The organism is Streptomyces sp. NPDC057280, from assembly GCF_042668605.1.
GTDB lineage: Bacteria > Actinomycetota > Actinomycetes > Streptomycetales > Streptomycetaceae > Streptomyces.
Genome location: NZ_JBHUYR010000021.1, coordinates 13813 through 36513, shown reverse-complemented (window position 1 = coordinate 36513; position 22701 = coordinate 13813). Strand labels below are relative to the sequence as shown.

22 protein-coding genes and 1 tRNA gene are annotated in these 22701 nt (G+C 67.3%); 14 read left to right on the top strand and 9 right to left on the bottom strand.

What is annotated here, in order from left to right; all coding sequences use genetic code 11:
* Both ACFUO4_RS45610 and ACFUO4_RS45605 read left to right on the top strand, forming a co-directional pair.
* Positions 1-343: ATP-binding protein (locus tag ACFUO4_RS45610; protein WP_383497224.1), on the top strand; the 343-nt coding region annotated here is incomplete at its 5' end.
* Positions 340-723 carry a hypothetical protein gene (locus tag ACFUO4_RS45605; RefSeq protein WP_383497228.1) on the top strand — a complete coding sequence of 128 codons (384 nt, stop codon included), beginning with the start codon at positions 340-342 and terminating at the stop codon, positions 721-723. The genes ACFUO4_RS45610 and ACFUO4_RS45605, both read left to right, overlap by 4 nt.
* A gap of 381 nt (positions 724-1104) precedes the next feature.
* Here the strand turns inward: ACFUO4_RS45605 and ACFUO4_RS45600 are convergent, their stop codons facing one another.
* Both ACFUO4_RS45600 and ACFUO4_RS45595 read right to left on the bottom strand, forming a co-directional pair.
* Entirely contained in the window at positions 1105-1497 is a 393-nt protein-coding gene (locus ACFUO4_RS45600) for a hypothetical protein (RefSeq protein ID WP_383497221.1), read from the bottom strand.
* A gap of 997 nt (positions 1498-2494) precedes the next feature.
* Positions 2495-3354 (bottom strand): IS5 family transposase gene (locus tag ACFUO4_RS45595; protein WP_383497218.1). Its coding sequence is split into 2 segments (ribosomal slippage): positions 2495-3018 and positions 3018-3354, totalling 861 coding nucleotides; the frame shifts between segments, so codons are not numbered across the junction.
* A 51-nt stretch (positions 3355-3405) separates the two neighbouring features.
* Between ACFUO4_RS45595 and ACFUO4_RS45590 the strand changes: the two genes are divergently transcribed.
* Together ACFUO4_RS45590 and ACFUO4_RS45585 are read left to right on the top strand one after the other, a co-directional pair.
* Positions 3406-6312, top strand: a complete 2907-nt coding sequence (locus ACFUO4_RS45590) for a tetratricopeptide repeat protein (RefSeq protein WP_383497216.1) — start codon at positions 3406-3408, stop codon at positions 6310-6312.
* 491 nt (positions 6313-6803) lie between these two features.
* Positions 6804-7298, top strand: a complete 495-nt coding sequence (locus tag ACFUO4_RS45585; protein WP_383497213.1) for a hypothetical protein — start codon at positions 6804-6806, stop codon at positions 7296-7298.
* Positions 7299-7575: 277 nt separating this feature from the next.
* Here the strand turns inward: ACFUO4_RS45585 and ACFUO4_RS45580 are convergent, their stop codons facing one another.
* From ACFUO4_RS45580 to phoU, 3 genes are all read right to left on the bottom strand, one after another.
* Positions 7576-7824 carry an SCO4226 family nickel-binding protein gene (locus tag ACFUO4_RS45580; protein ID WP_079308992.1) on the bottom strand — a complete coding sequence of 83 codons (249 nt, stop codon included), beginning with the start codon at positions 7822-7824 and terminating at the stop codon, positions 7576-7578.
* Between the two features lie 153 nt (positions 7825-7977).
* A complete protein-coding gene (locus ACFUO4_RS45575) occupies positions 7978-8133 on the bottom strand; it encodes a hypothetical protein (protein ID WP_179143360.1) in 156 nt (51 codons plus the stop codon).
* A gap of 138 nt (positions 8134-8271) precedes the next feature.
* On the bottom strand, positions 8272-8964 hold the full coding sequence (gene phoU, locus ACFUO4_RS45570; protein WP_079308991.1) for a phosphate signaling complex protein PhoU: 693 nt from the start codon (positions 8962-8964) through the stop codon (positions 8272-8274).
* Between the two features lie 246 nt (positions 8965-9210).
* Here phoU and ACFUO4_RS45565 point away from each other — a divergent pair, with 246 nt between their 5' ends.
* Complete coding sequence (locus ACFUO4_RS45565) at positions 9211-10464, top strand: sensor histidine kinase (RefSeq protein WP_383497208.1); 1254 nt, start codon at positions 9211-9213, stop codon at positions 10462-10464.
* Positions 10461-11141 carry a response regulator transcription factor gene (locus tag ACFUO4_RS45560; RefSeq protein ID WP_015659563.1) on the top strand — a complete coding sequence of 227 codons (681 nt, stop codon included), beginning with the start codon at positions 10461-10463 and terminating at the stop codon, positions 11139-11141. Before ACFUO4_RS45565 ends, ACFUO4_RS45560 begins: the two co-directional genes overlap by 4 nt.
* Positions 11142-11208: 67 nt before the next feature.
* Here the strand turns inward: ACFUO4_RS45560 and ACFUO4_RS45555 are convergent, their stop codons facing one another.
* Positions 11209-11838 (bottom strand): DUF461 domain-containing protein, encoded by a 630-nt coding sequence (locus tag ACFUO4_RS45555; protein WP_383497205.1) that lies wholly within the window; start codon positions 11836-11838, stop codon positions 11209-11211.
* Positions 11839-12488: 650 nt separating this feature from the next.
* Between ACFUO4_RS45555 and ACFUO4_RS45550 the strand changes: the two genes are divergently transcribed.
* The 6 genes from ACFUO4_RS45550 (at position 12489) to ACFUO4_RS45525 (ending at position 18906) form a co-directional block, all read left to right on the top strand.
* Positions 12489-12971, top strand: coding sequence for a CarD family transcriptional regulator (locus tag ACFUO4_RS45550; protein ID WP_003953493.1), 483 nt, complete (start codon positions 12489-12491; stop codon positions 12969-12971).
* Positions 12972-13300: 329 nt separating this feature from the next.
* Positions 13301-14065, top strand: coding sequence for a 2-C-methyl-D-erythritol 4-phosphate cytidylyltransferase (gene ispD, locus ACFUO4_RS45545; RefSeq protein WP_383497202.1), 765 nt, complete (start codon positions 13301-13303; stop codon positions 14063-14065).
* On the top strand, positions 14055-14549 hold the full coding sequence (gene ispF / locus ACFUO4_RS45540) for a 2-C-methyl-D-erythritol 2,4-cyclodiphosphate synthase (protein WP_079308986.1): 495 nt from the start codon (positions 14055-14057) through the stop codon (positions 14547-14549). Before ispD ends, ispF begins: the two co-directional genes overlap by 11 nt.
* 107 nt (positions 14550-14656) lie before the next feature.
* Positions 14657-16054, top strand: coding sequence for a cysteine--tRNA ligase (gene cysS / locus ACFUO4_RS45535; RefSeq protein WP_079308985.1), 1398 nt, complete (start codon positions 14657-14659; stop codon positions 16052-16054).
* Positions 16055-16153: 99 nt separating this feature from the next.
* Entirely contained in the window at positions 16154-17095 is a 942-nt protein-coding gene (gene rlmB / locus ACFUO4_RS45530; protein WP_383497198.1) for a 23S rRNA (guanosine(2251)-2'-O)-methyltransferase RlmB, read from the top strand.
* 185 nt (positions 17096-17280) lie between these two features.
* Positions 17281-18906 (top strand): DoxX family membrane protein, encoded by a 1626-nt coding sequence (locus ACFUO4_RS45525; protein WP_383497195.1) that lies wholly within the window; start codon positions 17281-17283, stop codon positions 18904-18906.
* 107 nt (positions 18907-19013) lie between these two features.
* Here the strand turns inward: ACFUO4_RS45525 and ACFUO4_RS45520 are convergent, their stop codons facing one another.
* The 3 genes from ACFUO4_RS45520 to ACFUO4_RS45510 all read right to left on the bottom strand — a co-directional run bounded on the left by ACFUO4_RS45520 (position 19014) and on the right by ACFUO4_RS45510 (position 21604).
* Positions 19014-19745, bottom strand: coding sequence for a nucleotidyltransferase family protein (locus ACFUO4_RS45520; RefSeq protein WP_079308984.1), 732 nt, complete (start codon positions 19743-19745; stop codon positions 19014-19016).
* 110 nt (positions 19746-19855) lie between these two features.
* Positions 19856-20299 (bottom strand): hypothetical protein, encoded by a 444-nt coding sequence (locus ACFUO4_RS45515; protein ID WP_097265751.1) that lies wholly within the window; start codon positions 20297-20299, stop codon positions 19856-19858.
* Positions 20300-20515: 216 nt separating this feature from the next.
* On the bottom strand, positions 20516-21604 hold the full coding sequence (locus ACFUO4_RS45510) for an ABC transporter ATP-binding protein (RefSeq protein WP_383497190.1): 1089 nt from the start codon (positions 21602-21604) through the stop codon (positions 20516-20518).
* 215 nt (positions 21605-21819) lie between these two features.
* On the opposite strand from ACFUO4_RS45510, the gene ACFUO4_RS45505 reads away from it, so the two are divergent.
* Positions 21820-21893, top strand: a tRNA-Thr gene (locus tag ACFUO4_RS45505).
* 77 nt (positions 21894-21970) lie between these two features.
* Entirely contained in the window at positions 21971-22624 is a 654-nt protein-coding gene (locus ACFUO4_RS45500) for a response regulator transcription factor (RefSeq protein ID WP_079308982.1), read from the top strand.
* Positions 22625-22701: the final 77 nt, after the last annotated feature.

Here is a 22701-nt window from a genome sequence, read left to right as displayed (position 1 = left end):
CCGCGACATCCTGCGCGGATCGCCACTCGCGGAGGACGCCGAACTGATCGTGAGCGAGCTGAGCGCGAACGCGATCCTGCACACGGCCAGCGGCCGGGTGGCGGGCAGCTTCCATCTGGCGGTGGCGGTGTCGGCGCAGGTGGTCGCGGTGTCGGTCACGGATGACGGCAGCACCGGGTCGGCCCCGAAGGTCGAGCACCAGGACCAGGAGGCGGAACACGGCCGGGGCCTGGGCATGGTCAGCGTCATCGCTCACCGCGTGGTGGTCCACGACAGCGACGGCGGCCACACGGTCACCGCGGAACTGTTCACCGACACCAGGATGGGAGGGCACCCGTGCTGACGACGACCGGACCCCGACGCGGCTTCTGGTGCGAGTGCTGGACCCAGGACCTCACGGAGGAGGAACGGCCGGCACTGCTGGCATCCTTCGACGCCTACACGGCGCCCGAGGCGGACAGATGGGTGGCAGTCACGCTCCGCACGATCTCCCCCGCGCTGGACTCAGACGCCTCCGACGTGGCGTGGGCCTGGCTTTCACAGGGCCGCATCGCAACCCGACAAGCCCTCTTACGCTCCGAGCCCTGCACGGTCACGATCACCCAGGACCAGACCCGCATCACCTGGACTATCCGACCAGCGATCTTCCTACCACTCGCCCACCGCCAAGGCGCCGAACTCCCAGCCTGCGCACACGACTTCAAGCCCCACACACCCGACTGAGTTACAACTTTCTCTACTAGTTCTAGTTCAAGGGCCCGCCCAAGCGCGGGCTGGCCCCTGGGGCCGCAAGCGGGTTACGGCCCTGGGTAGAACCTGGACGCACAACGGCCACGGTCAGAACGAGCCTCCGGCGGGGGCGCTCAGGCTCCGAACGGGGGGCCGTTCGCGAGTGCCGGCCGAATGGTGGCGTGCGCGGGGGAGCTCCCATCCCGTCAGCCATCGACCCAGGCAGAGCCGAGCAGACGCGGCCCATGGCGTCCAGGTCGTTCGTACAGTGGCGCGCTCCACCTGGACGCCATGAACCACGCCCGCTCCATGGCCGACGGCAGACGAGATGGGAGCTGGCGTGAGTGGTGGGTGTAGGTGGGAGTTCGAGCGCAGCTACCTCGCCTTCTTGAGCTGATCGGCCAAGTTAGTTAGTTCTTGCGGGGTCAACTGGAACTCGTCAGGGTCCCAGATGACCTTGTAATGAGGCTCAAGCTCGGCAATCGCCTGCCGCATCCCGTAGGTTGCCTCGAAGAACCGTTCCATCCGCCGAGTCAGAAGTTGATCCATGAACTCCTGCGCATGCGTGCTGTCGCCGATCTGACTACGGTCAACATTCGTTGGAGCTGTGTAGGCGTACAGACCCGCATTGACTGCGGCGATGGCCCGATCGAACGCCTGATGTCGCTCGTGACGCCGATCAAACCGAGCCTTGGCCCAAGGCGCCAGAAAACCGCCGCTCATCCCACCGATGACAGACGCCAGTAGTGTCGCCAACCAACTCGCCATCTCAACTCCGCAGGTCGTTGATCAAGACAGGGAGAGTACCGAGGGCCACTGACAGTTCGCGGCGACCGTGCCCCAGCCGTGCCCGATCGAGCGGGGAACCATGGTGAACGTCGGGGAACACCAGCGTCCGAACGTCCGAACGGCCCCTACCTGGTAGCCCAGGTCAGGGGCCGTTCTCACTGCTCATCACGTGGTGCGTGCGGGATTTGTATCCACGGTGATATCGCTGCCACCACGGTTCTCAAGACCGTCGGGGCGTCACGGCGGGTACCCGCCTTTGACCTGCACCGCGCTCTCGGCAGCACCGTCCACTCTCAGGATTCGGCCTTTGATGCGTCTCCGACTGGGCCCAAGCCAGCGGACTTACAGTCGAACCGCTTGGCGGTGTCAGGTTTGCGTAACAGTGCAGCACCCGCGACGGCTGCTTCAGCCGTCCGCTGCCCGGCCACACCCAGCGCATACATCTGTCGATCGGCGGAGGCTCAGACCATCCTGAGCGCCCCTTCCCCGGCTCACGTCAGCCCGCCTGCGCTCCAGTCGGATGCCTAGCCTCGCCAGGAAGACGATCCCGCGGCCCGCCCTCCAAGCAAGCGATACATCGTCCACGTGTTCGATAACTGTACGTATGAGTTCCACCGTCTCCTCCTCCTGCCGGCCGCTTGACGAAGGCCGACAGGACCCTTGGTAGGCACTTGGTGGGATCTTCGACAGCAACCTCGAAGTATGAGCGAAGAACGATTGCGAGACCTGCATGCGCACCCGAATAATCGAAGTTCGCGAGCTACGAAGCGCAGGGGGAGATCTTGAGCCGAGCACTGAACCCTGTCGACCAGCACAGCCCCGAACCAGTCCGAGACCTGGCAGAGCGACTCAGGGAGATCATGTTCGCGGCGGGCTACCGCACTGCCGCTCATCTCGCAGAGGACTCCGGCGTGAACGCGAGCACCCTCTCTGAGGCCCTGAGCGGTACGAGGGCCCCTAGGTTCTGTCTCTTTGATCAGCGTCGGGTCCAGATGAGGATGCCTGCGAGGTGGAGTGCGCCCTGGTAGGCGATCGCGAGTTTGTCGGTTCGTGTGGCCAGGCCGCGCCATTGTTTGAGGCGGTTGATGCACCGTTCGACGGTGTTGCGCTGCTTGTAGGCCTCCGCGTTGAAGCCGGGCGGACGGCCGCCGAGTCGGCCTCGCCGCAGGCGGTGGCCGACTTGGTCGGACGGCTGCGGGATGACGGCACGGATGCCCCGGCGTCGCAGGTGATTGCGGATAGCGCGGGATGAGTACGCGCGGTCGGCCAGGACAAGGAGAGGTCGGGTCCGTGGCCTGCCCGGTCCGCTTCGGGGCACGCGGATGCGGGACATCACTGTCTCGAAGGCGGGTGCATCACCTGCCTGGCCTGCGGTGACGGTGAAGGCGAGGGGCCGTGCACGGCCGTCTGCGGCCAGGTGGACCTTGGTGCTCAGCCCGCCGCGGGAGCGTCCGAGCGCGTGATCGGCGGGCTCGCGGAAGTCGAGGGCCCCTTTTTGAGTGCTCCGGCAGCGTGCTGGTGGGCCCGGACGACTGTGGAGTCCACCGACACCGTCCAGTCGATGTCGTCATCGGCATCCGCCGCCGCCAGGACGGCAGCGAGGAGCGTCTCCCACGTGCCGTCGACGGCCCATCTGATCAGCCGCTTGTGAGCGGTCTGGAACGAGCCGAGCTCGTCGGGAAGGTCCCGCCAGGGCGAGTTGGTGCGGTACTTCCACGCGATGGCCTCAAGAGTGCGTCGGTGGTCGGCCCATCGCCGCCCGCGGACCGGATCCGCCGGCATCAGCGGCTCGATCCGGTCCCACATCGCATCGGTGATCACTAATCGGACAGGCACATCCGATCAACTGACCAACCCATCAAAGAGACACGCTCTAGTTCACAGACGTTGAAGAAGGTTCTCGAGGCCTGCGGCCTTGTCTATGACCGCGTATGGGCGGGAAGGCAAGAGCGTGCGAAAAACGCAGAGGCAGCGGAAAAGGCGAACAGCCGACGAAGCCGGAGGGAGCAAAGCTCCCCGAATCCCCCAAGGCAGCGTTCTCATTCAGGTCACCATTCCAATCGCGCGACAGCAGAAACTCACCTTTCCAGCTCTCAAATTCATTCCCTTGAGCCACCACTAGGGAATCTCCCACCGGAAGTTAGGGGAAGATCATCTATCCTGGCCCATCTTCGCGATCACCTCGGTACCCCTAAGGACAAATTCGTCGTCCTTCACGGAATGGGCGGATGTGGAAAGACGACGGTGGCATTGAGTACCGCGCAAGCCGCCCGGGCTCAGGGGTTCGACATATTCTGGGTCAAGGCAAATGGAGACAACCTCGACAGCGCAATGCGCCAAATCGCACGAAGGTTGGGTGCCGAACATGAGGAGATTGAAGAGGCTTGGGGAACTATTGGAAATGGGCCGGATCTACTTTGGCAGCTTCTGAATTCATCTCAGCGCCGGTGGCTGCTGGTCCTTGATGAAGTTGATGAGCCTGAATTGATCGGTAGCGCTAACGGGCGGCCAGGTGACGGGACCGGATGGATTCGCGCCAGTCGGTACGGTTTGACACTAGTTACCACCCGTCTCGGAGATCCAGAGATTTGGGGAAACTCTGCAGAGTTCCATGCCATTGAGCCGCTCACGCCCGATGACGGCGCGCAAGTATTGCTAGATCTGGCCAATGAGGCAGGGTCACGGAGTGAAGCCCAGTACCTTTCCGCAAGGTTAGGTGGGCTGCCACTAGCTTTGCGACTCGCCGGGTCGCAGCTTAGTCGAGCAACGCGAGGCGCTGGCCTTTTGCGTAGAGGAAGAGACCAAGGAAGGGTTCGGAACTTCACATCCTATCTAGCCGCACTTGACGACGCGGGAATCGAATACCTGGATCGCGCAAATAGCGGTGCCCTTAGCCGCAGCAGCGCGGAGCAGCTGCATCGGCACCTGATTAGCCGAACGTGGGAAATCAGTCTTGACCTCCTAGAGACCCAAGGTTTTCCGGAGGCTAGAACATTCATGCGCCTGCTCTCCTGCTTCGCCCCTTATCCCATTCCTGTGGACATTCTGGACTCCGAGGGCCTGAAGCGACACAACGCCTTTCCGCAGGACTTCAGCATTGATCGATTGGAGCTCATCATTGAGGCTCTCCAAACTCTGAGCCTGCTTGACATTATCGAGGTGTCAGACGGCGGTCACGAGACTCAGCCAGCAATAACCGTTCACAACCTGGTACTGGAAGCAAATAGGAACCATCTCGCTATTACAGATCGGACGACTCAGGCAAAAATCACCAGAACGGCAGTGGAACTACTAGAGCTAGCAACAGCGTTGCCCCCAGAGGACCGGGCTAACCATCATTGGTGGAGCCTCCTCTACCCGCACGTCATGCAAATTACCTGCAGCACAGAGGCTCCATCGAGAGAAATCGCCGAGCCGCTTTTGCAAGTAGGGCTACGAAATTTCTCCTACATGCATCTTGCCTTTAGGCATCCCATAGGGGAGGCCGCCACTGCGCTTCGCGCGATTTCAGAGTCACTTGACCCTAATCACGCCCTACGCCTTGCAGCTAGGCATCGATACGCATTCGCCCGCCTAAGCGGAACGGCGGCAGCCATGGAGTTCCGAGAGCTCTATAAACAAAAGAAGGAGACACTCGGAGAATTCCATCCAGAAACATTAATGAGTCATCATAATTGGGCGGAACGCCTGGCCGACTCGGGCAACTTCAAGGAAGCAGAGAGAGAACTTCGAAAAGTACTCCAAGGTCGTAGGGAGATCCTCGGGAAAAGTCATCCCTACACGCTTTCCACTCATCGCGTGTTGATTGGCATCATACTCGTCCAGAAAAATGGAAGGGCTCGTGCGGAAAGCGAATGGGAGGAGGTCTATGAATCTGTAAACTCTGCACAAAATCCGGGTCTTGCGGATCTCGAAACCCTGCACCAACTGGGCCACTGGCTGGACAAGAAGGAGCGCTGGGCCGAAGCCGAGTATTGCTACAGAACAATCATTGACGCGCTGGATTCAACTCCAACAGAAGGGCAGCATTTCTGCGAGTCTATGCGACATTGTCTAGCGCAGAATCTTATCCGTCAGGGGCGCCTCGACGAGTCGGCGAACACATACCGCGAGCGATTGAAGCTACTTGAGCAGACACGTGATGTCACGGATGAGGAGCTACTTTCCATGCGGCATGAATATGCCGATTTACTGGTTGATCTGGGGCGGCTAGAAGAATCCGAGCCATTAATGCGCAGCGTGCTTGAAGTTCGGCTTGCTATGGATGACCGAGTGATGGACCGGCGTCTCCTGTCCGAAGCGCACTGCCTCATGCACTTGCTTGAGCGTAGGGAAAACCGCGAGGAAGCAGTATCAACCACCAAGCGGCTTCTACAGCTTCCAAAGCATGAGCTGGTCGCTTGGGCTAAATTCGGGCAAATCAGACAGGATCTGCTATGCATGTGCAGAACACTGTCTGACGCCGGAAATTATGATGAATCTATCTTGGGGCTAGAGGCGCTTATGGAAGGGGTGCCGCCTGATAGCCGAGAGGCCCATTCCATCCAAAGGGCATTCGCGCTCACTCTGCATATATCCGGCCGACTGACTCATTCCTCCTGCGAAGAAAGGCTACTCGGCATCATAAAGTCACTTGAGGAAAAATTCGGAACGGACGATGAAGAGATTGGACGTACGCGGGACGTTCTGATGGGCCTTCGGGGCGACCCCAAGAAGCTACCTGCCCTCGAAGAGGGAGAACCTGAAGCTGTTTCAACCGAGGAAAGCGAGCCCGAAGCGAGTGACGATGGGTGATCTAACTGGCGTCAGCCTGTAGCAGGACCGCTCTCTCCGACGAATATGCGGCGCACAGTGGATGCGGCACCCCAGGAGCAACCCGAGCCAGGGTCGGGGCAGGCTGACCACACGGGTCCGGCTCCGGGGTTAGACGGTCATCTGGTCAGACCTGGTGTACCCGGGTCGCGATGGTAGGACCGTCGAGAAGATTCGCTTCCGCCTGGAGCAGTATCTGGGCGAAGTCGAGCGAGCAGACGCGCCGTTCAATGGCGGCCTGTAGCGGCTGAACGGCAACGCCCGTCTCAGTTTCCGTCTCATTCAACGCCGTTCACGGTCGGTCAGACGAGACTGAAGCCGGTAGTCGCTCCCACAGCCGACCATCCATGAACGCAGGTGAACGGCCCCGGCCGAGGCCCCGTGGACCGCCCTCACAGTTGGAAAGCGTGTTACTTAGCTGAGAGTTCAGCAGCACTGCGCTTACGTCCATAACATCGCCCCGGGGAGGTGAGATGTCGTCTCTAGCGATCACCTGGCAGCTGGACAGCCACGGGTGGGCCACCGTCAAGGTGTCGGATGATCGCGGCGAGGCAGAGGCCGTCGCTTCCTACATCACCGACGCGCCCGAGGAGTTCCTCTACGCCGTTGCCCGCTTCGTCCTCGGTGACGAGGAAACGCGCGCCGAGTTCAACGGAGAGCCAGAGCTGTACCGGTGGTTCTTCCGCAGAGACGGTTCAGCGGTTGATGTCCGTCTAGTCCTGGCCGACAACGCCCAACTCCCGGAAAGTACAGGGATAGTTCTCTGGTCAGGCCGCCACACCGTTACTGCACTGGCACGGTCCACCGTCCGGGCCTTCGACCGGATCGAGTACGAGCAGGGCGAGGAAGGCTATGAAGCCCAATGGGGCCGGCCGTTTCCCCGAATCGAACTCGAGGCTCTGCGAACCGCGATGCGGTCGCACCAGAGGGCTCAAGAGGCCAACGACACAGCCGCCGAGGCCGGTTGAGGAGTGGCGAACCTGGGCCGTCCCTGGGCCGTCCGAGGCCGCTCGGCGGTGGCCAATGACGACCAACGTCGACCACCAGGCGCCCGAGCCCACCGCCCCTGGCCAGCTAAAACCCAGCTCCCCAAGATCCCCGACAACACCCAGGGCAAGAAGAAGTAGAGAATGTGATCATGCCCCTGAGCTGCGCAAACGGCGTGGCTCAGGGGTATTTTCGCGGCCCGGGGGCGGTCGTTCGTGTCAGCGAGTTGATCCCCGCCCGTTCCCCGCGACTCGTGCCTCAGACCGACAACGGCACCGGATGGATCTCGTCCGCCTTGTGTCCCGCGCGTTCGTGGATGCGTTGGACCGCCTCGGCCGACGGGGCCTCCGAGAGGCAGTAGACCGTGCCGGACTCGGGGTCCGCCCAGGCCTGCTCGAAGTGGACCTTCTCGTCCTTCTCTATCGCCAGGTCGGCCTGGTGAGCCTCGCGCAGCTGGTCGGCGGTGATGCCTTCCATGCCGTGGTGTACGTCCATGAACCGGGCCATGTCCCCACACCTCCCTCTCGTTTCTCGCTTCTCGCGGCGCTCCCCGTCCCTCCATGCTGCGCCTGCTCGCCCACCCGTGCGACCGCACACCAAGGGCCCCGGCGCACATGCGCACCGGGGCCCTCACGTCGTACGGAACCGCGCCGCCCTACGTCAGCCGCACTGGCACGGATTGCCCGACTGGCAACCGCAGCCGCAGCCCGAGCCGCAGCCGCACGCGCCGATCAGGAGCAGGTTTCTGACCTCGGCGGGCTGCTCGGTCCGGCGGTCCTGGGTGGGGTCGGGTGTCTTGCTCGGGGTGTCGGCCATGGGTCCTCCTCGAGGCAGGGGTCTGAACTCTCGGCCCTCGGATCAGACCCTGTGCCCATTGCATGCCCGCCCAGCAGGTCGCATCAACGGCGCACTGAGGCTTGCGCACGCCCCGAACAGGCGCCTGCGCGCCCGGCGTCAGGCCCCCTCGACCCCCGTCACCGGCTGGATGTCCGCCGCCGACAGGTCGTCCGCGTGCTCGCCCGTCACCAGGTACACCACCCGCTTCGCCACCGACACCGCGTGGTCGGCGAACCGCTCGTAGTAGCGGCCCAGCAGGGTCACGTCGACGGCCGTCTCGATGCCGTGCTTCCACTTGTCGTCCAGCAGGTGCTGGAAGAGTGTGCGGTGCAGCAGGTCCATCTCGTCGTCGTCCTGCTCCAGCTGGAGCGCCAGGTCGACGTCCTTGGTGATGATGACCTCCGCCGCCTTCGCCATCAGGCGCTGCGCGAGCTGGCCCATCTCCAGGATGGTCGCGTGCAGGTCGTGGGGGATCGCCCGCTCGGGGAAGCGGAGGCGGGCGAGCTTCGCGACGTGCTGGGCCAGGTCGCCCGAGCGCTCCAGGTCCGCGGACATGCGGAGTGATGTGACGACGATCCGGAGATCGGTTGCCACCGGCTGCTGGCGCGCCAGCAGGGCTATGGCCCGTGCCTCCAGGTCGTGCTGGAGGTCGTCGACCTTCTGGTCGGCCTCGATCACGCTCTCGGCCAGCTTCAGGTCGGAGTCGAGGATGGCCGTCGTGGCGCGCCCGATCGCCGACCCCACCAGCCGGGCCATCTCCACCAGACCGTCGCCGATCGAGTCCAGTTCCTCGTGGTACGCGTCCCGCATCAGGGGTCCCTCTCTTACGTCTGCCTCGGGGGTTCCGGGGGCCAGAACCAGCCTCCGGGAAGCCTGGAAAGGCTCCGGACGACCGGCGCTGTGAACCCCACGCTCCCACGTTCGGCCCTGTACGCGTCGTTTTCCGCCACCCCAAATGAACCATCCCTGGCTCCAAGGTGAACTCTGGGCGACGAGTGTTCGAGCTCGCACCCCGATGGCTGTGGCCAGGACCGATCCCGTGCCTAACCTGGATGCATGGACGTGAACGCGGCGGTCGCCGCAGCGGCAGCGATCGCCGGAGTGCTCACCGGTGTGATCGCCATGCTGGCGTTCCGCTTCAGCGAGCGGGAGCAGAAACGCCCCACACGTACCTCCCTGCACACCGACCCGGTGCTTCCGCCGGGCGTGGACACCGTCCTGTCCGTCCTGCGCTCCTCCGCGGTCGTCCTCGACGAGGCCGACTCTGTCGTCAAGGCCAGCTCGGCCGCGTACGCGCTCGGCCTGGTCCGGGGCGGAAAGCTGGCCGTCGAGCCCATGCTCCTGATGGCCCGGGACACCAGACGGGACGGGGAGATACGACAGGTCGAACTGGACCTCCCCAGGCGCGGCACCGGGCGCGGGGAGGCCCTCGCGGTCTCCGCCCGTGTCGCGCCGCTCGGCTCCCGGCTGGTCCTCCTCCTGGTGGAGGACCTCACCGAGGCCCGCCGCATCGAGGCGGTACGGCGCGACTTCGTCGCGAACGTCAGCCATGAGCTCAAGACGCCGGTCGGCGCGCTGTCCCTGCTCTCCGAGGCCGTCATGGACGCCCATGACGACCCCGAGGCGGTGACGCGCTTCGCGGGCCGCATGCAGATAGAGGCGACCCGGCTCACCAATCTGGTCCAGGAGCTCATCGACCTCTCCCGGGTCCAGAACGACGACCCGCTGGAGGACGCCGAGCCCGTCCGCGTCGACGAGCTCGTCGCGGAGGCCATCGACCGCTGCCGCCACCAGGCCGGCACCAAGCAGATCACCATGGCCTCCGGCGGTACCGCCGACCTGAGGATCTGGGGCAACCGCGGCCAGCTCGCCGCCGCCCTCGGCAACCTCGTCGAGAACGCCGTGAACTACTCCCCGGCCCGCACCCGGGTGGGCATAGCCGCCCGCCGGGTGACCGCGCCCGGCGGAGAGCTCATCGAGATCGCCGTGACCGACCAGGGCATCGGCATCTCCGACAAGGACAAGGAGCGCATCTTCGAGCGCTTCTACCGCGTCGACCCGGCCCGCTCCCGCCAGACGGGCGGCACGGGCCTCGGTCTCGCGATCGTCAAACACGTGGCCGCCTCGCACGGCGGGGAGGTCACGGTGTGGAGCTCCGAGGGTCAGGGCTCCACCTTCACCCTGCGACTGCCGGAGGCGGGGGCCGCCCGCGACCGCGCACCACAGCAGTCCGGTCTCGACGACGAGACCGGCGGGCCCACCGACTCATCCCCGTACGAACCGCTTCCCGCCCCGGAGGTCCTTCCGTGACCCGAGTGCTTGTCGTCGAGGACGAGGAGTCCTTCTCCGACGCCCTGTCGTACATGCTCCGCAAGGAGGGCTTCGAGGTCGCAGTGGCGACCACGGGCCCCGACGGACTCGACGAGTTCGAGCGCAACGGCGCCGACCTCGTCCTCCTCGACCTGATGCTGCCCGGCCTGCCGGGCACCGAGGTCTGCCGCCAGCTGCGCGGCCGTTCCAACGTCCCGGTCATCATGGTGACCGCCAAGGACAGCGAGATCGACAAGGTTGTCGGCCTGGAGATAGGAGCCGACGACTATGTCACCAAGCCGTTCTCCTCGCGCGAGCTGGTCGCGCGTATCCGCGCCGTACTGCGCCGCCGCGGCGAGCCCGAGGAGGTCACCCCGGCCGCCCTGGAGGCGGGCCCGGTCCGCATGGACGTGGACCGTCACGTGGTCACGGTCTCCGGCTCGAAGGTCGACCTCCCCCTCAAGGAGTTCGACCTCCTCGAGATGCTCCTGCGCAACGCGGGACGTGTCCTGACCCGTATGCAGCTCATCGACCGCGTCTGGGGCGCCGACTATGTGGGCGACACCAAGACCCTCGACGTCCACGTCAAGCGCCTGCGCGCGAAGATCGAGCCGGACCCCGGGGCGCCGCGGTACCTGGTGACGGTCCGGGGGCTGGGCTACAAGTTCGAGCCGTAAACCGTCGTACGACGCACGAAGGGCGGGACCTCCTGGGTGAGGTCCCGCCCTTCGTCGTACGACGTGCTTACTCGGCCGCGCTCTCGCTGGCCGACACCGATGCCGACGCCTCGCCCGACGGGGTCGCCGAGCCCGTGGCGGACTCGGTCGGGGACGGGGACGTCTCCGCGGGGGTCGACGGCAGCTCGGTCGGGCCCCACTTCTCGAAGTAGCTCTTGGCCGGGACGATGAAGGCCTGCAGGCTCACGTCACCGGTCTTGCTGAAGGAGAAGGTGACCTTCTGCGCGGCACCGTCCTTCAGGCCCTCACGGCTGCCGGTCAGGACCGCGGAGGCGTTGCCCTCGCCGCCGAGGACGAGGGAGCCGCCGGCCGGGACGGTCAGCTTGCCCTTGCCCTTGGCGGGGGAGAGCTCGGCGGGCCCGCTGACGCCGGCCACGGTGATCGCGTCCAGCGTCTGCGCGCTGGTGCCGCTGTTGAACAGGGTCGCGGAGATCACGGCCGGGCCGGTGGACTGGGAGTCGGGCTGGGTGATGACGAGGGCGTTCTGCACCTTGATGTCGCCGACGGTGGTGGCCGCGTTGTCCGGCTTGATCTCCAGCGTCTGGGCGTTGTTGCCGGCGCCGCACGCGGCGAGCGAGGCGATCGAGAACGCGATGGCGGCGGCGGCGAGGGCGCCGCGTCGAAGGCTGCTGCTCACGGCGGCGGCAACTCCTTGACTCGAACGGGCGGGCACTGCATAAAGCCGCCCTAAGTGTCTGTCAGCGGCCTTAGGTTACCGAGCCGTTCCCGCGTCACCGCACCCGACCCTCCCCTCAAGCGGTCGGCTTCCCTCAGCAGGGGGTAGTCGGGGCGCGAAGGAGGGCGCCGAGTCGCCCCCTTCCCCCGTGACTCCCGAGTCGCATTGGCGCCGTTCTCGTCCGGCATTCACATAAGAGTCCGTGCCACCGCTCGCAAATCTTCCGTGAAGGATTCCGCGATCGCCCACGGAATTGATCACGGGATGATCCGGTGGGCGCTCGTGATTGCGCGTGATTGTGTGTGATCAATTCCGGAATCGGCGCGGAAGCGACTCCGGGTACCGAACGGAGTAGCGGAAGTCGCACACCTGGAACCAGACATATGGGGACGTTCGTCCTTCCTGGAGGCCCTCCGGATCGGTGTAACGTACGCGTTTCACCTCCCCCGGAGAGCCGCTCCGACCTGCGAATACCTTCTTCCGCTCGCCCTCCGCAGCACGTTCCTGTTGCTGTTGTCAAGCCCCGAGATATGCCCTGACCTGCGAAAACGCCATTCAGAACGCGCAGTTTCCGTGTTACCCTGGATAGCCACGGAAGGGGTACCTGTCACATGACGTTCAAGGTTGGCGACACCGTGGTCTATCCCCATCACGGGGCCGCGCTGATCGAGGCCATCGAAACTCGCCAGATCAAAGGCGTGGACAAGACCTACTTGGTGCTGAAGGTCGCCCAGGGTGACCTGACGGTACGTGTGCCAGCGGACAATGCGGAGTTCGTCGGCGTGCGTGATGTGGTCGGTCAGGACGGGCTGGACCGGGTCTTCGAGGTGCTGCGCGCGCCGTACGCCGAGGAGCCCACGAACTGGTCCCGTCGCTACAAGGCAAATCTGGAGAAGCTCGCCTCCGGCGATGTCATCAAGGTCGCGGAAGTAGTGCGTGACCTGTGGCGTCGTGAGCGCGAGCGTGGACTCTCCGCCGGTGAGAAGCGCATGCTCGCCAAGGCCCGCCAGATCCTGGTGAGCGAGCTCGCTCTTGCGGAGAACACGAACGAGGACAAGGCCGAGGCCCTGCTCGACGAGGTCCTCGCGTCCTGACGACGCCCGCTGCCGCCAGGCCGGCACTCTGATAATGCCGCGGTGCCCGATGACGTTTTCCCGTCGCCGGGCGCTTCGGCATGTCCATGCCCGGACGCTGTACGTTCGCACGCGACCGTACGTCCGCATGCGTCCGTCCGGTGCGACCACTGGGATGGGGACCCCCGACACCTGAGCTCCCGAGACACCTGGAGCCCCGATACTTGGCGTGCCGGGCCCGGGCAGCTGGCTCGACCGGCGCGTCACGGAAGGGTCCGGTCAAGGCGTCGCGCCCGGCACGCTGTCTGTCGTACCCACGTTGGCCGAGCACACAAACCTGACAGGAACCGATGTCTGACGATTCGCGCCCTTCGCCCACGACGGCCCGTGCCGAAGCCCGCACAGCGGTCGTGATCCCGGCCGCCGGCCGGGGCGTACGCCTTGGTCCAGGCGCCCCCAAAGCACTCCGCGCGCTGAACGGCACCCCCATGCTGATCCACGCGGTCCGCGCGATGGCCGCCTCCCGCGCGGTCTCCCTCGTCGTGGTCGTGGCCCCGCCCGACGGCGCCGCCGAGGTCAAGAGCCTCCTCGACGCGCACGCCCTGCCCGAGCGCACCGACTTCCTCATCGTCCCCGGCGGCGCCGAACGCCAGGACTCCGTGAAGCTCGGCCTGGACGCCCTGCCGCCGGACTACGACATCGTCCTCGTCCATGACGCGGCCCGCCCGCTGGTCCCCGTGGACACCGTCGACGCCGTCATCGAGGCCGTACGGGACGGCGCGCCGGCCGTCGTGCCCGCGCTGCCGCTCGCCGACACCGTCAAGGAGGTCGAGCCCGCCGCGGTCGCGGGTGACCCGGAGCCGGTCGTCGCCACCCCCGAGCGTGCCCGGCTGCGTGCGGTGCAGACTCCGCAGGGCTTCGACCGCGCCACCCTGGTCCGCGCCCACGAGACCGTCACCGACAACGTCACCGACGACGCCAGCATGGTCGAGCAGCTCGGCCTGACCGTCATGGTCGTGCCCGGGCACGAGGAGGCCTTCAAGGTGACCCGCCCCCTCGACCTCGTGCTCGCCGAGGCGGTCCTGGCCCGCAGGAGGCTCAACGATGGGTTCTGAGACGCCCGTGGTGCTGCCCCAGGTCGGCATCGGTACCGACATCCACGCCTTCGAAGAGGGCCGCGAGCTGTGGTGCGCCGGGCTGAAGTGGGAGGGCGAGGGGCCCGGCCTGGCCGGTCACTCCGACGCCGACGTCGTCGCGCACGCCGCCTGCAACGCGCTGTTCTCCGCGGCGGGCCTCGGCGACCTCGGTCAGCACTTCGGCACCGGCCGGCCCGAGTGGTCGGGTGCTTCCGGGATCACCTTGTTGACGGAGGCCGCGCGGATCGTGCGGGACGCCGGGTTCCGGATCGGGAACATCGCCGTACAGGTCGTGGGACCGCGCCCGAAGATCGGCAAGCGGCGGGACGAGGCGCAGAAGATCCTGTCCGAGGCGGCCGGGGCACCGGTGTCGGTGTCGGGCGCGACCACGGACGGGCTGGGCTTCCCCGGCAGGGACGAAGGACTGATGGCGGTGGCGACCGCACTGGTCGTCCGAACCTGAGGATGAACCGGGGGATGAACCTGAGGATGAACCCGGGGATGAACCCGAGGATGACTGTTATCCACATCCGTCCGATGCACTAGGCATCGCCTACTACCCTTGGTCTCGTGACTATTCGCCTGTACGACACCAGCGCCCGGCAGATCCGTGACTTCACCCCGCTCACGCCGGGCTGCGTCTCGATCTACCTCTGTGGTGCCACCGTGCAGGCCGCACCGCACATCGGGCACATCCGGTCGGGGCTCAACTTCGACATCATGCGCCGGTGGTTCGAGTACCGCGGCTATGACGTGACGTTCATCAGGAACGTCACGGACATCGACGACAAGATCATCGCCAAGGCGGCCGAACAGGGCCGCCCCTGGTGGTCGATCGGGTACGAGAACGAGCGTGCTTTCAACGAGGGCTACGCGGCCCTCGGCTGCCTCCCGCCCACCTACGAGCCGCGGGCCACCGGCCATGTGACCGAGATGGTCGAGATGATGCAGGGCCTCATCGAGCGCGGTCACGCCTACGAGGCCGACGGCAACGTCTACTTCGACGTGCGCTCCTTCCCCGGCTACCTGGAGCTGTCCCGGCAGGAGCTGGACAACCTGCTCCAGCCGTCCGGCGACGGCGAGACCGGCAAGCGGGACCCGCGCGACTTCGCCATGTGGAAGTCCGCCAAGCCCGGCGAGCCCACCTGGGGCACGCCGTGGGGCCGCGGGCGCCCCGGCTGGCACCTGGAGTGCTCGGCCATGGCCCACAAGTACCTGGGCACCGCCTTCGACATCCACGGCGGCGGCCTGGACCTGATCTTCCCGCACCACGAGAACGAGATCGCCCAGGCCAAGGCCTTCGGCGACGACTTCGCCCAGTACTGGGTGCACAACGCCTGGGTCACCATGGCGGGCGACAAGATGTCCAAGTCGCTGGGCAACAGCGTGCTGGTCAGCGAGATGGTCAAGGCCTGGCGCCCGATCGTGCTGCGCTACTACCTCGGCACCCCGCACTACCGCTCGATGATCGAGTACAGCGAGGAGTCGCTGCGCGAGGCCGAGTCGGCGTTCGCCCGCATCGAGGGCTTCGTGCAGCGCGTCGTCGAGAAGGCCGGCCATGTCGAGCCGTCCGCCGAGGTGCCGCCCGCCTTCGCCGAGGCCATGGACGACGACCTGGGCGTCCCGCAGGCGCTCGCCATCGTCCACACCACGGTCCGCCAGGGCAACTCCGCCCTGGCGGCCGACGACAAGGAAGCCGCCGTGGCCCGCCTCGCCGAGGTCCGCGCCATGCTCGGCGTCCTCGGCCTGGACCCGCTCGACCCGCACTGGGCCGGCGAGACCGACCGCGGCGAGGACCTGCACGGCGTGGTCGACAGCCTCGTACGCCTCGTCCTCGACCAGCGCGAGGCCGCCCGTGGGCGCAAGGACTGGGCCACCGCGGACGCCATCCGCGACCAGCTCAACCAGTCCGGACTGGCCATCGAGGACAGCCCCCAGGGCCCCCGCTGGAGCCTCGGCCCCCGCTGAGCCCCAGCCCGGTCACGAAGATCGATTGTGCCGTCCGGCCTTCCGGGCGGCACACTTCATAGACGTACGAACATTTCGACGACGTAGGACAGGTAGGTCATGGCAGCCAACAACCGCCGCATGTCCGGCAAGAAGGGCGCGCAGGTCGGCAGTGGCGGCCAGCGACGCAAGGGTCTCGAGGGCAAGGGCCCGACCCCGCCCGCCGAGATGCGCAAGAAGCACAAGAAGAACCGCATCGCCACCGCCAAGGCGAAGCAGGCGGCGCGTCGTCCCGTGCCCCGCGGCCGGGGCGGCAAGGGCACCTCCGAGATGGTCGTCGGGCGCAACCCCGTCGTCGAGGCGCTGCGCGAGGGCGTGCCCGCGACGACGCTCTACGTCCAGCAGTTCATCGACAACGACGAGCGGGTGCGTGAGGCGCTCCAGCTCGCGGCCGAGCGCGGCGGGATCAACCTCATGGAGGCCCCCCGCCCCGAGCTCGACCGCATGACCAACGGTCTCAACCACCAGGGGCTCGTGCTCCAGGTCCCGCCGTACGAGTACGCGCACCCCGAGGACCTCGCCGGCGCCGCCTACGACGACGGCGAGGACCCGCTGATCGTCGCGCTGGACGGCGTCACCGACCCGCGCAACCTCGGCGCCGTCGTCCGCTCCGTCTCCGCCTTCGGCGGCCACGGTGTCGTCGTGCCCGAGCGGCGCGCGGCCGGCATGACCGCCGGTGCCTGGAAGACGTCCGCCGGTACGGCCGCCCGGACGCCGGTCGCCCGCGCCACCAACCTCACGCGCGCCCTGGAGGGCTACAAGAAGGCCGGCATCGTGGTCGTCGGCCTCGCCGCCGACGGCGAGCACGAGGTCGGCGAACTGGACGTCCTCGACGGCCCGGTCGTCATCGTGGTCGGCAGCGAGGGCAAGGGCCTGTCCCGACTCGTCGGCGAAACCTGCGACTTCCGCGTCCGCATCCCGATGCCGGGCGGCGCCGAGTCGCTCAACGCCGGTGTGGCGGCGGGGATCGTGCTGTACGAAGCGGCGCGTCGGCGGGGCTGATGACGGGCGCTTGAGCGGCGCCCGCCGTGGTTGGTGGCGGGGCCGTTCTGGGCGCCTGCCGCGGCTGAACACGCGTGCCCGTTCTCACCCGTACGGGGTAATCGGGGTGTTCTGTGCGAGCTTGACGGGGTCCGGACACATCCGGGCGGTCAAAGCAGTGTCCTAAACACACGTCACTCGGTTAGATGAGTGTGGACACCAGAACACCCCGCACACCCACGGGGGACCGCTCGTCGGGCTTCAACTCCGGATTCGCCTCCGGACTCGACGACGCTCCCGCGCTGAGCATGGTGAAGGTGCCGAGCGATCCGGCGCAGATCATCGTCAATCACGCCAGCTTCCGCGTGCAGTTGGGCGCGACGACGAGACGCGCGGCCCAATCCCCGCGGATCGCCCGGCACTTGAGCGCCACCGAGGACACCGCCCGGATGCCCGCCGTCGGTGCCACGGGCACCGGTGCGGCGCGCCGCCGGCCCGTCGTCTGGAGCGGCAAGTCCGCCCCCGACGACACCGGCGCCCACCGCCTGCTCCAGGCCGTGCGAGGCGGCGTCCGCCCCGTCGAGGAGCCGGGCGCCGACGCCGGAGCCACCCAGGTCATCCCCCGCATCGACGTCGACGGCGGCTACGACCCCGGCTACGACGACGCGTTGACCCAGACCGTCGAGACCCCCGTCGTCGGCGCCCAGCGCACCCACGAACCACTGCTGCCCGGCATGCGCACGGTGGGCAGCGCCTACGACGAGGAACTCGCCTACGCGGACGAGCAGTTCGCCGAAGCGGTCGACGAGCAGACCGGCACCCCCGGCAGGCGCCACGGCGACGACCCCGCCCGGCACGCCTACTACCCGGGCCGCCGCATGAACCTCGGCGTCGTCCTCCTCCCGCTGCGCATCTTCCTCGGCTTCATCTCCATCTACGCCGGCATGGGCAAGCTGTGCGACCCCGTCTACTTCGACGGCGGCAAGCGCGGCTCCATGGTCAAGTGGCTCAACACCCTGCACCCCTGGGAAGTCGCCGAGCCGCTGCGCCAGTTCGCGCTGCACCACCCGGTCGGCTCCGGCCTGGTGATCGCCTTCCTCCAGGTCATCGTCGGCGTCCTCACCATCCTCGGCTGCTGGCAGCGCGTCGCCGCCGCCGTCGGCGCGATGCTCTCCGCCGCGCTGCTCCTCACGGTCAGCTGGAAGAGCGTCCCCGCCTACGACGCGCCCGACATCATCTACCTCGCCGCCTGGTCCCCGCTGATCATCGCCGGCGCCCCCGTCTACTCCATCGACGGCCGCCTCGCGGGCAGTGCCTGGCGTCGCCTCGGACCCCGCTCCGACATCTGGGACCTGCGCCGCTACGTCCTGCGCCGCGGCGCCCTCGTGAGCGCCATCGTCATCGGCCTCACGCTGCTCATCGGCTCCCTCCTCGGCGGTGCCGTCCGCGACGCCGACCGGGTCGTCGTCCCCGGGCCCGGCGAGGCCCCGCGCAACGAACTCCCCGGCTCCCCGCTCCCGCAGGACCCGGCCAAGCACAAGAAGCGCCCCAAGGCCTCCACGTCGCCGAGCCACGGCGCCACGGCCGGTGCCACCCCCTCCGGCGCCGCGACCACCCCGGGCGCCACCCGCGACACCGGCACGGCCGGCACGCCCAGCCAGACCCAGGGCACCGGCCAGGCGCCGCCCCAGCAGTCCTCCCCGGCCCAGCAGGCCCCCAGCACCAGCTCAGGACCGACCGGCTCCACCGGCGGCACCGGCTCCAGCGGAGGAACGGACACGGGAGGCACGTCCTCCGGTGAACCGGGCCTGGTAGGCGGCCTGTTGGGGTAGACGGGCCGGTGGGAGGCATCCTCGGGCAACCCACCGGCTGAACCGCAGGCCCGACGACGAAGGGCCCCGCAGCAGCGGGGCCCTTCGTGACATCCGTACAGGTGGGGCTATCGCCCCAGCGCCGCCAGCTCCTTCGCGGCCTCCGTCAGGTCCTTCGCCGTGTCGATCGCCCGCCAGTACGCCCCGTGCGGGATCGGGAACCCGGCCAGCCGCAGCTCGCGCGCCAGATGCGGGAACGTCGTCCGCTCGTGGTCGCCGCGCTCGGGGAGCATCTCGGCGAACTCGGGCGAGAAGACGTAGACACCGGCATTGATCTCGTACGTCGTCGGCGGGGACTCGATGAAGTCGGTGACGTGACCGAACCCGTCGGTCTGCACGGCGCCCCACGGGATGCGCGGACGCGCCAGCGCCAGCGTCGCCACCGCGTCGCGCTCGGTGTGGAAGTCCGCCATCTCGCGCAGCGAGAACCGGGTCCAGATGTCGCCGTTGGTCGCGAACCAGGGCTTGTCGGGGTGCGGGAGACGCGCCGCGGCGTACTTGAGGCCGCCACCGCGGCCCAGCGGCTCCGTCTCGACGACGGTCGTCACGTTCACCGGCAGATCGGCGGAGGCCAGCCACTTCTGCAGGACGTCGGCGAGGTGGCCGCAGCTGACCACCACATCGGTCACGCCCTCCTCGGCGAGCCAGGCAAGCTGATGGCCGATGATCGGCGTCCCCGTGCCGGGGATCTCGACCATCGGCTTGGGCCGGTCGTCGGTGTAGGGGCGCAGCCGTGAGCCCTGGCCACCTGCCAGGACGACGGCTTGAACGGGGCGGGACGCGGCGTTCGGATCGGTCATGACCGAACTGTACGTGGCGTCCCGCTCGCGGCTTCTGCCGGTAACCGTTTCTTATTCAGCCGTAAATCGCCACAAGAGGAATCACGGCTTCCAGCGGGCCTCGGCAGGCTCTAGGTGTGCGAGGCCGCCACACCCGTGGCGAAGGAGGTGTCGCAGACGGGGCGGGCGTACGACTGCGCCCGCGTCGGGCCGTACACCCGCACCGCCGCACGGCCCAGTGCCCGCGCGATCGAGGCGCAGTGCTTCGCGAGCGACGGGCGGTCGTTGACGGCCTCCTGGAGGTGGGTCAGCGCGATGCCAGGGTTCTCCTCCTGGAGCTCCGTCAGGAGCTTGTCACGCAGCACGTCCTGCGGGGCACGGGCCTTCGCACGCGCCGCCGAGATGTCGGAGGCGGTGAGCACCGAGTCCGAGGGGCTCCCCGTCCAGTTGACCCGGGTGACCGCGAGGGTCCCGGAGAGCACCAGGAAGACGGGCAGGACAAGGGCGAGCGTGCGGCCGATACGGCGGGCGGGGCCCCGGCCGCGTCGCGTCTGTGGGTTAGTGGAGTGCTTCACGCGTGTGAGGGTAGCGCGGGGTGATGATTTGGCGACATTTAGTCACCGGTTCGGGGGATGAACTGGTGCCTCGAATTGGGTAAGGCGTTGACGCACACGGCTCGAAATGCCCGGTCTGCCGGGGTATTTGGGCGCGGTCCCGGGGGCACGAAGAGGGCCCCGCGGCAGCCTGCGGGGCCCTCTTCGTCAACCTGGGTGATTTACCCGGGATTCTGCTCAGTCCGACAGACGGGCGCCCGTCGACGTCGAGAACACGTGGGTCTCGCCCGCGCGCGGGACGACGTTCAGCGTGCTGCCCTTCTCCGGGACGTCACGGCCGCTGACGCGGACGACGAGGTCCTTGGAGTCGTCGCCGACCTTCGCGGTGCCGTACACGTACGCGTCGGCGCCGAGCTCCTCGACGACGTTCACGGTGACCGCGAGACCCAGCTCGGCGTCCGGGCCGGCCACGTCGAAGTGCTCGGGGCGGACGCCGACGGTGACGGTCTTGTCCGTGGCCGCGGAGAGCGCCTCACGGTCCACCGGCACGACCGACTTGCCGAACTTCACACCACCGTCGGTGATCGGCACCTCGACCAGGTTCATCGCCGGGGAGCCGATGAAGCCGGCGACGAAGAGGTTCGCCGGACGGTCGTACATGTTGCGCGGGGTGTCGACCTGCTGGAGCAGACCGTCCTTGAGGACCGCCACGCGGTCGCCCATCGTCATGGCCTCGACCTGGTCGTGGGTGACGTAGACGGTGGTGATGCCGAGGCGGCGCTGGAGCGAGGCGATCTGCGTACGGGTCGAGACACGGAGCTTGGCGTCGAGGTTCGACAGCGGCTCGTCCATGAGGAAGACCTGCGGCTCACGCACGATGGCACGACCCATGGCGACACGCTGACGCTGACCGCCGGAGAGCGCCTTCGGCTTGCGGCCCAGGTACTCGGTGAGGTCGAGGATCTTCGCCGCGTCCTCGACCTTCTGCTTGATCTCGGCCTTCGGCACGCCGGCGATCTTGAGCGCGAAGCCCATGTTGTCGGCGACCGTCATGTGCGGGTACAGCGCGTAGTTCTGGAACACCATGGCGATGTCCCGGTCCTTCGGCGGCAGGTGCGTGACGTCACGGTCACCGATGCGGATGGCGCCGGCGTTGACGTCCTCGAGCCCCGCCAGCATGCGGAGCGAGGTGGACTTGCCGCAGCCGGACGGGCCGACCAGGACGAGGAACTCCCCGTCCTCGATCTGGATGTCGAGCGCGTCTACGGCGGGCTTCTCGGAACCCGGGTAGATCCGGGTCGCCTTGTCGAACGAGACAGTGGCCATGGTGAAGGGCCCCCTTCTACCGGCAGGAACGTGCCGGACGATCCGTTGTAGGAAGGTGGTGGAGTAGTCCACACAGGTGAACTTCAGCGGACGCTACCTGGCGTTCGCCCGATCTGTCAGTAGTCCGGCGCATGTGAACTTCGTCGAAATTTTCGAGAGGGCCCCGCCGGGACCTGGGTACACTGCACGGGCGCGTACGCGACAGCCGTACGTCTGCCTCCTTAGCTCAGATGGCCAGAGCAACGCACTTGTAATGCGTAGGTCGTCGGTTCGAATCCGACAGGGGGCTCCGCACGCGGGGGCACGGACGTGCCCCCGCGTCGTCTTGTTACCCCTGGGTGACCTGCCGGGTGTCAGGGTGGGGGCATGCGCGTACTGATCGTGGAGGATCACAAGGATCTCGCGGAGAGTGTCGCGAGGGGGCTGCGGCGGCATGCCATGGAGGTCGAGCTCGCGCACGACGGCGAGCAGGGGCTGAGCCGGGCCGCCAGCGGGGTCTACGACGTCGTCGTACTCGACCGGGACCTGCCGCTCGTGCACGGGGACGACATCTGCCGGGCGCTGGTGCGGCAGGGCTGTCCGTCGCGGGTGCTGATGCTCACCGCCGCCGGGACGCTCGCCGACCGGGTCGACGGTCTGGATCTCGGCGCCGACGACTACCTCGCCAAGCCCTTCTCCTTCGCCGAGCTCATAGCCCGCGTCCAGGCCCTGGACAGACGCGACCAGCCCGCCGTGCCGCCCGTCCTCGTCCGCGGTGACATCGAGCTCGACCCGGCCCGCCGTACCGTGCTGCGCGGCGGGCGCAGGCTGGAGCTGTCGCCGAAGGAGATGGCCGTCCTGGAGGTGCTGCTCGCCGCCGGCGGTGCCGTCGTCTCCGCCGAGGAGCTGCTGGAACGGGCCTGGGACCGGGACGCCGACCCCTTCAGCAACGCGGTCAAGGTCACCGTCAGCCGGCTGCGCCGCAAGCTCGGCGACCCGCCCGTCATCGAGACCCTCCCGCACGTCGGCTACCGGATCTGACGCCCGGCCGAGGGCGTTGTTGCGACGCGAGGGGCCGTACGCCAGCCTGTGAAGGTGGTAACCCGGCTGTGACCGGG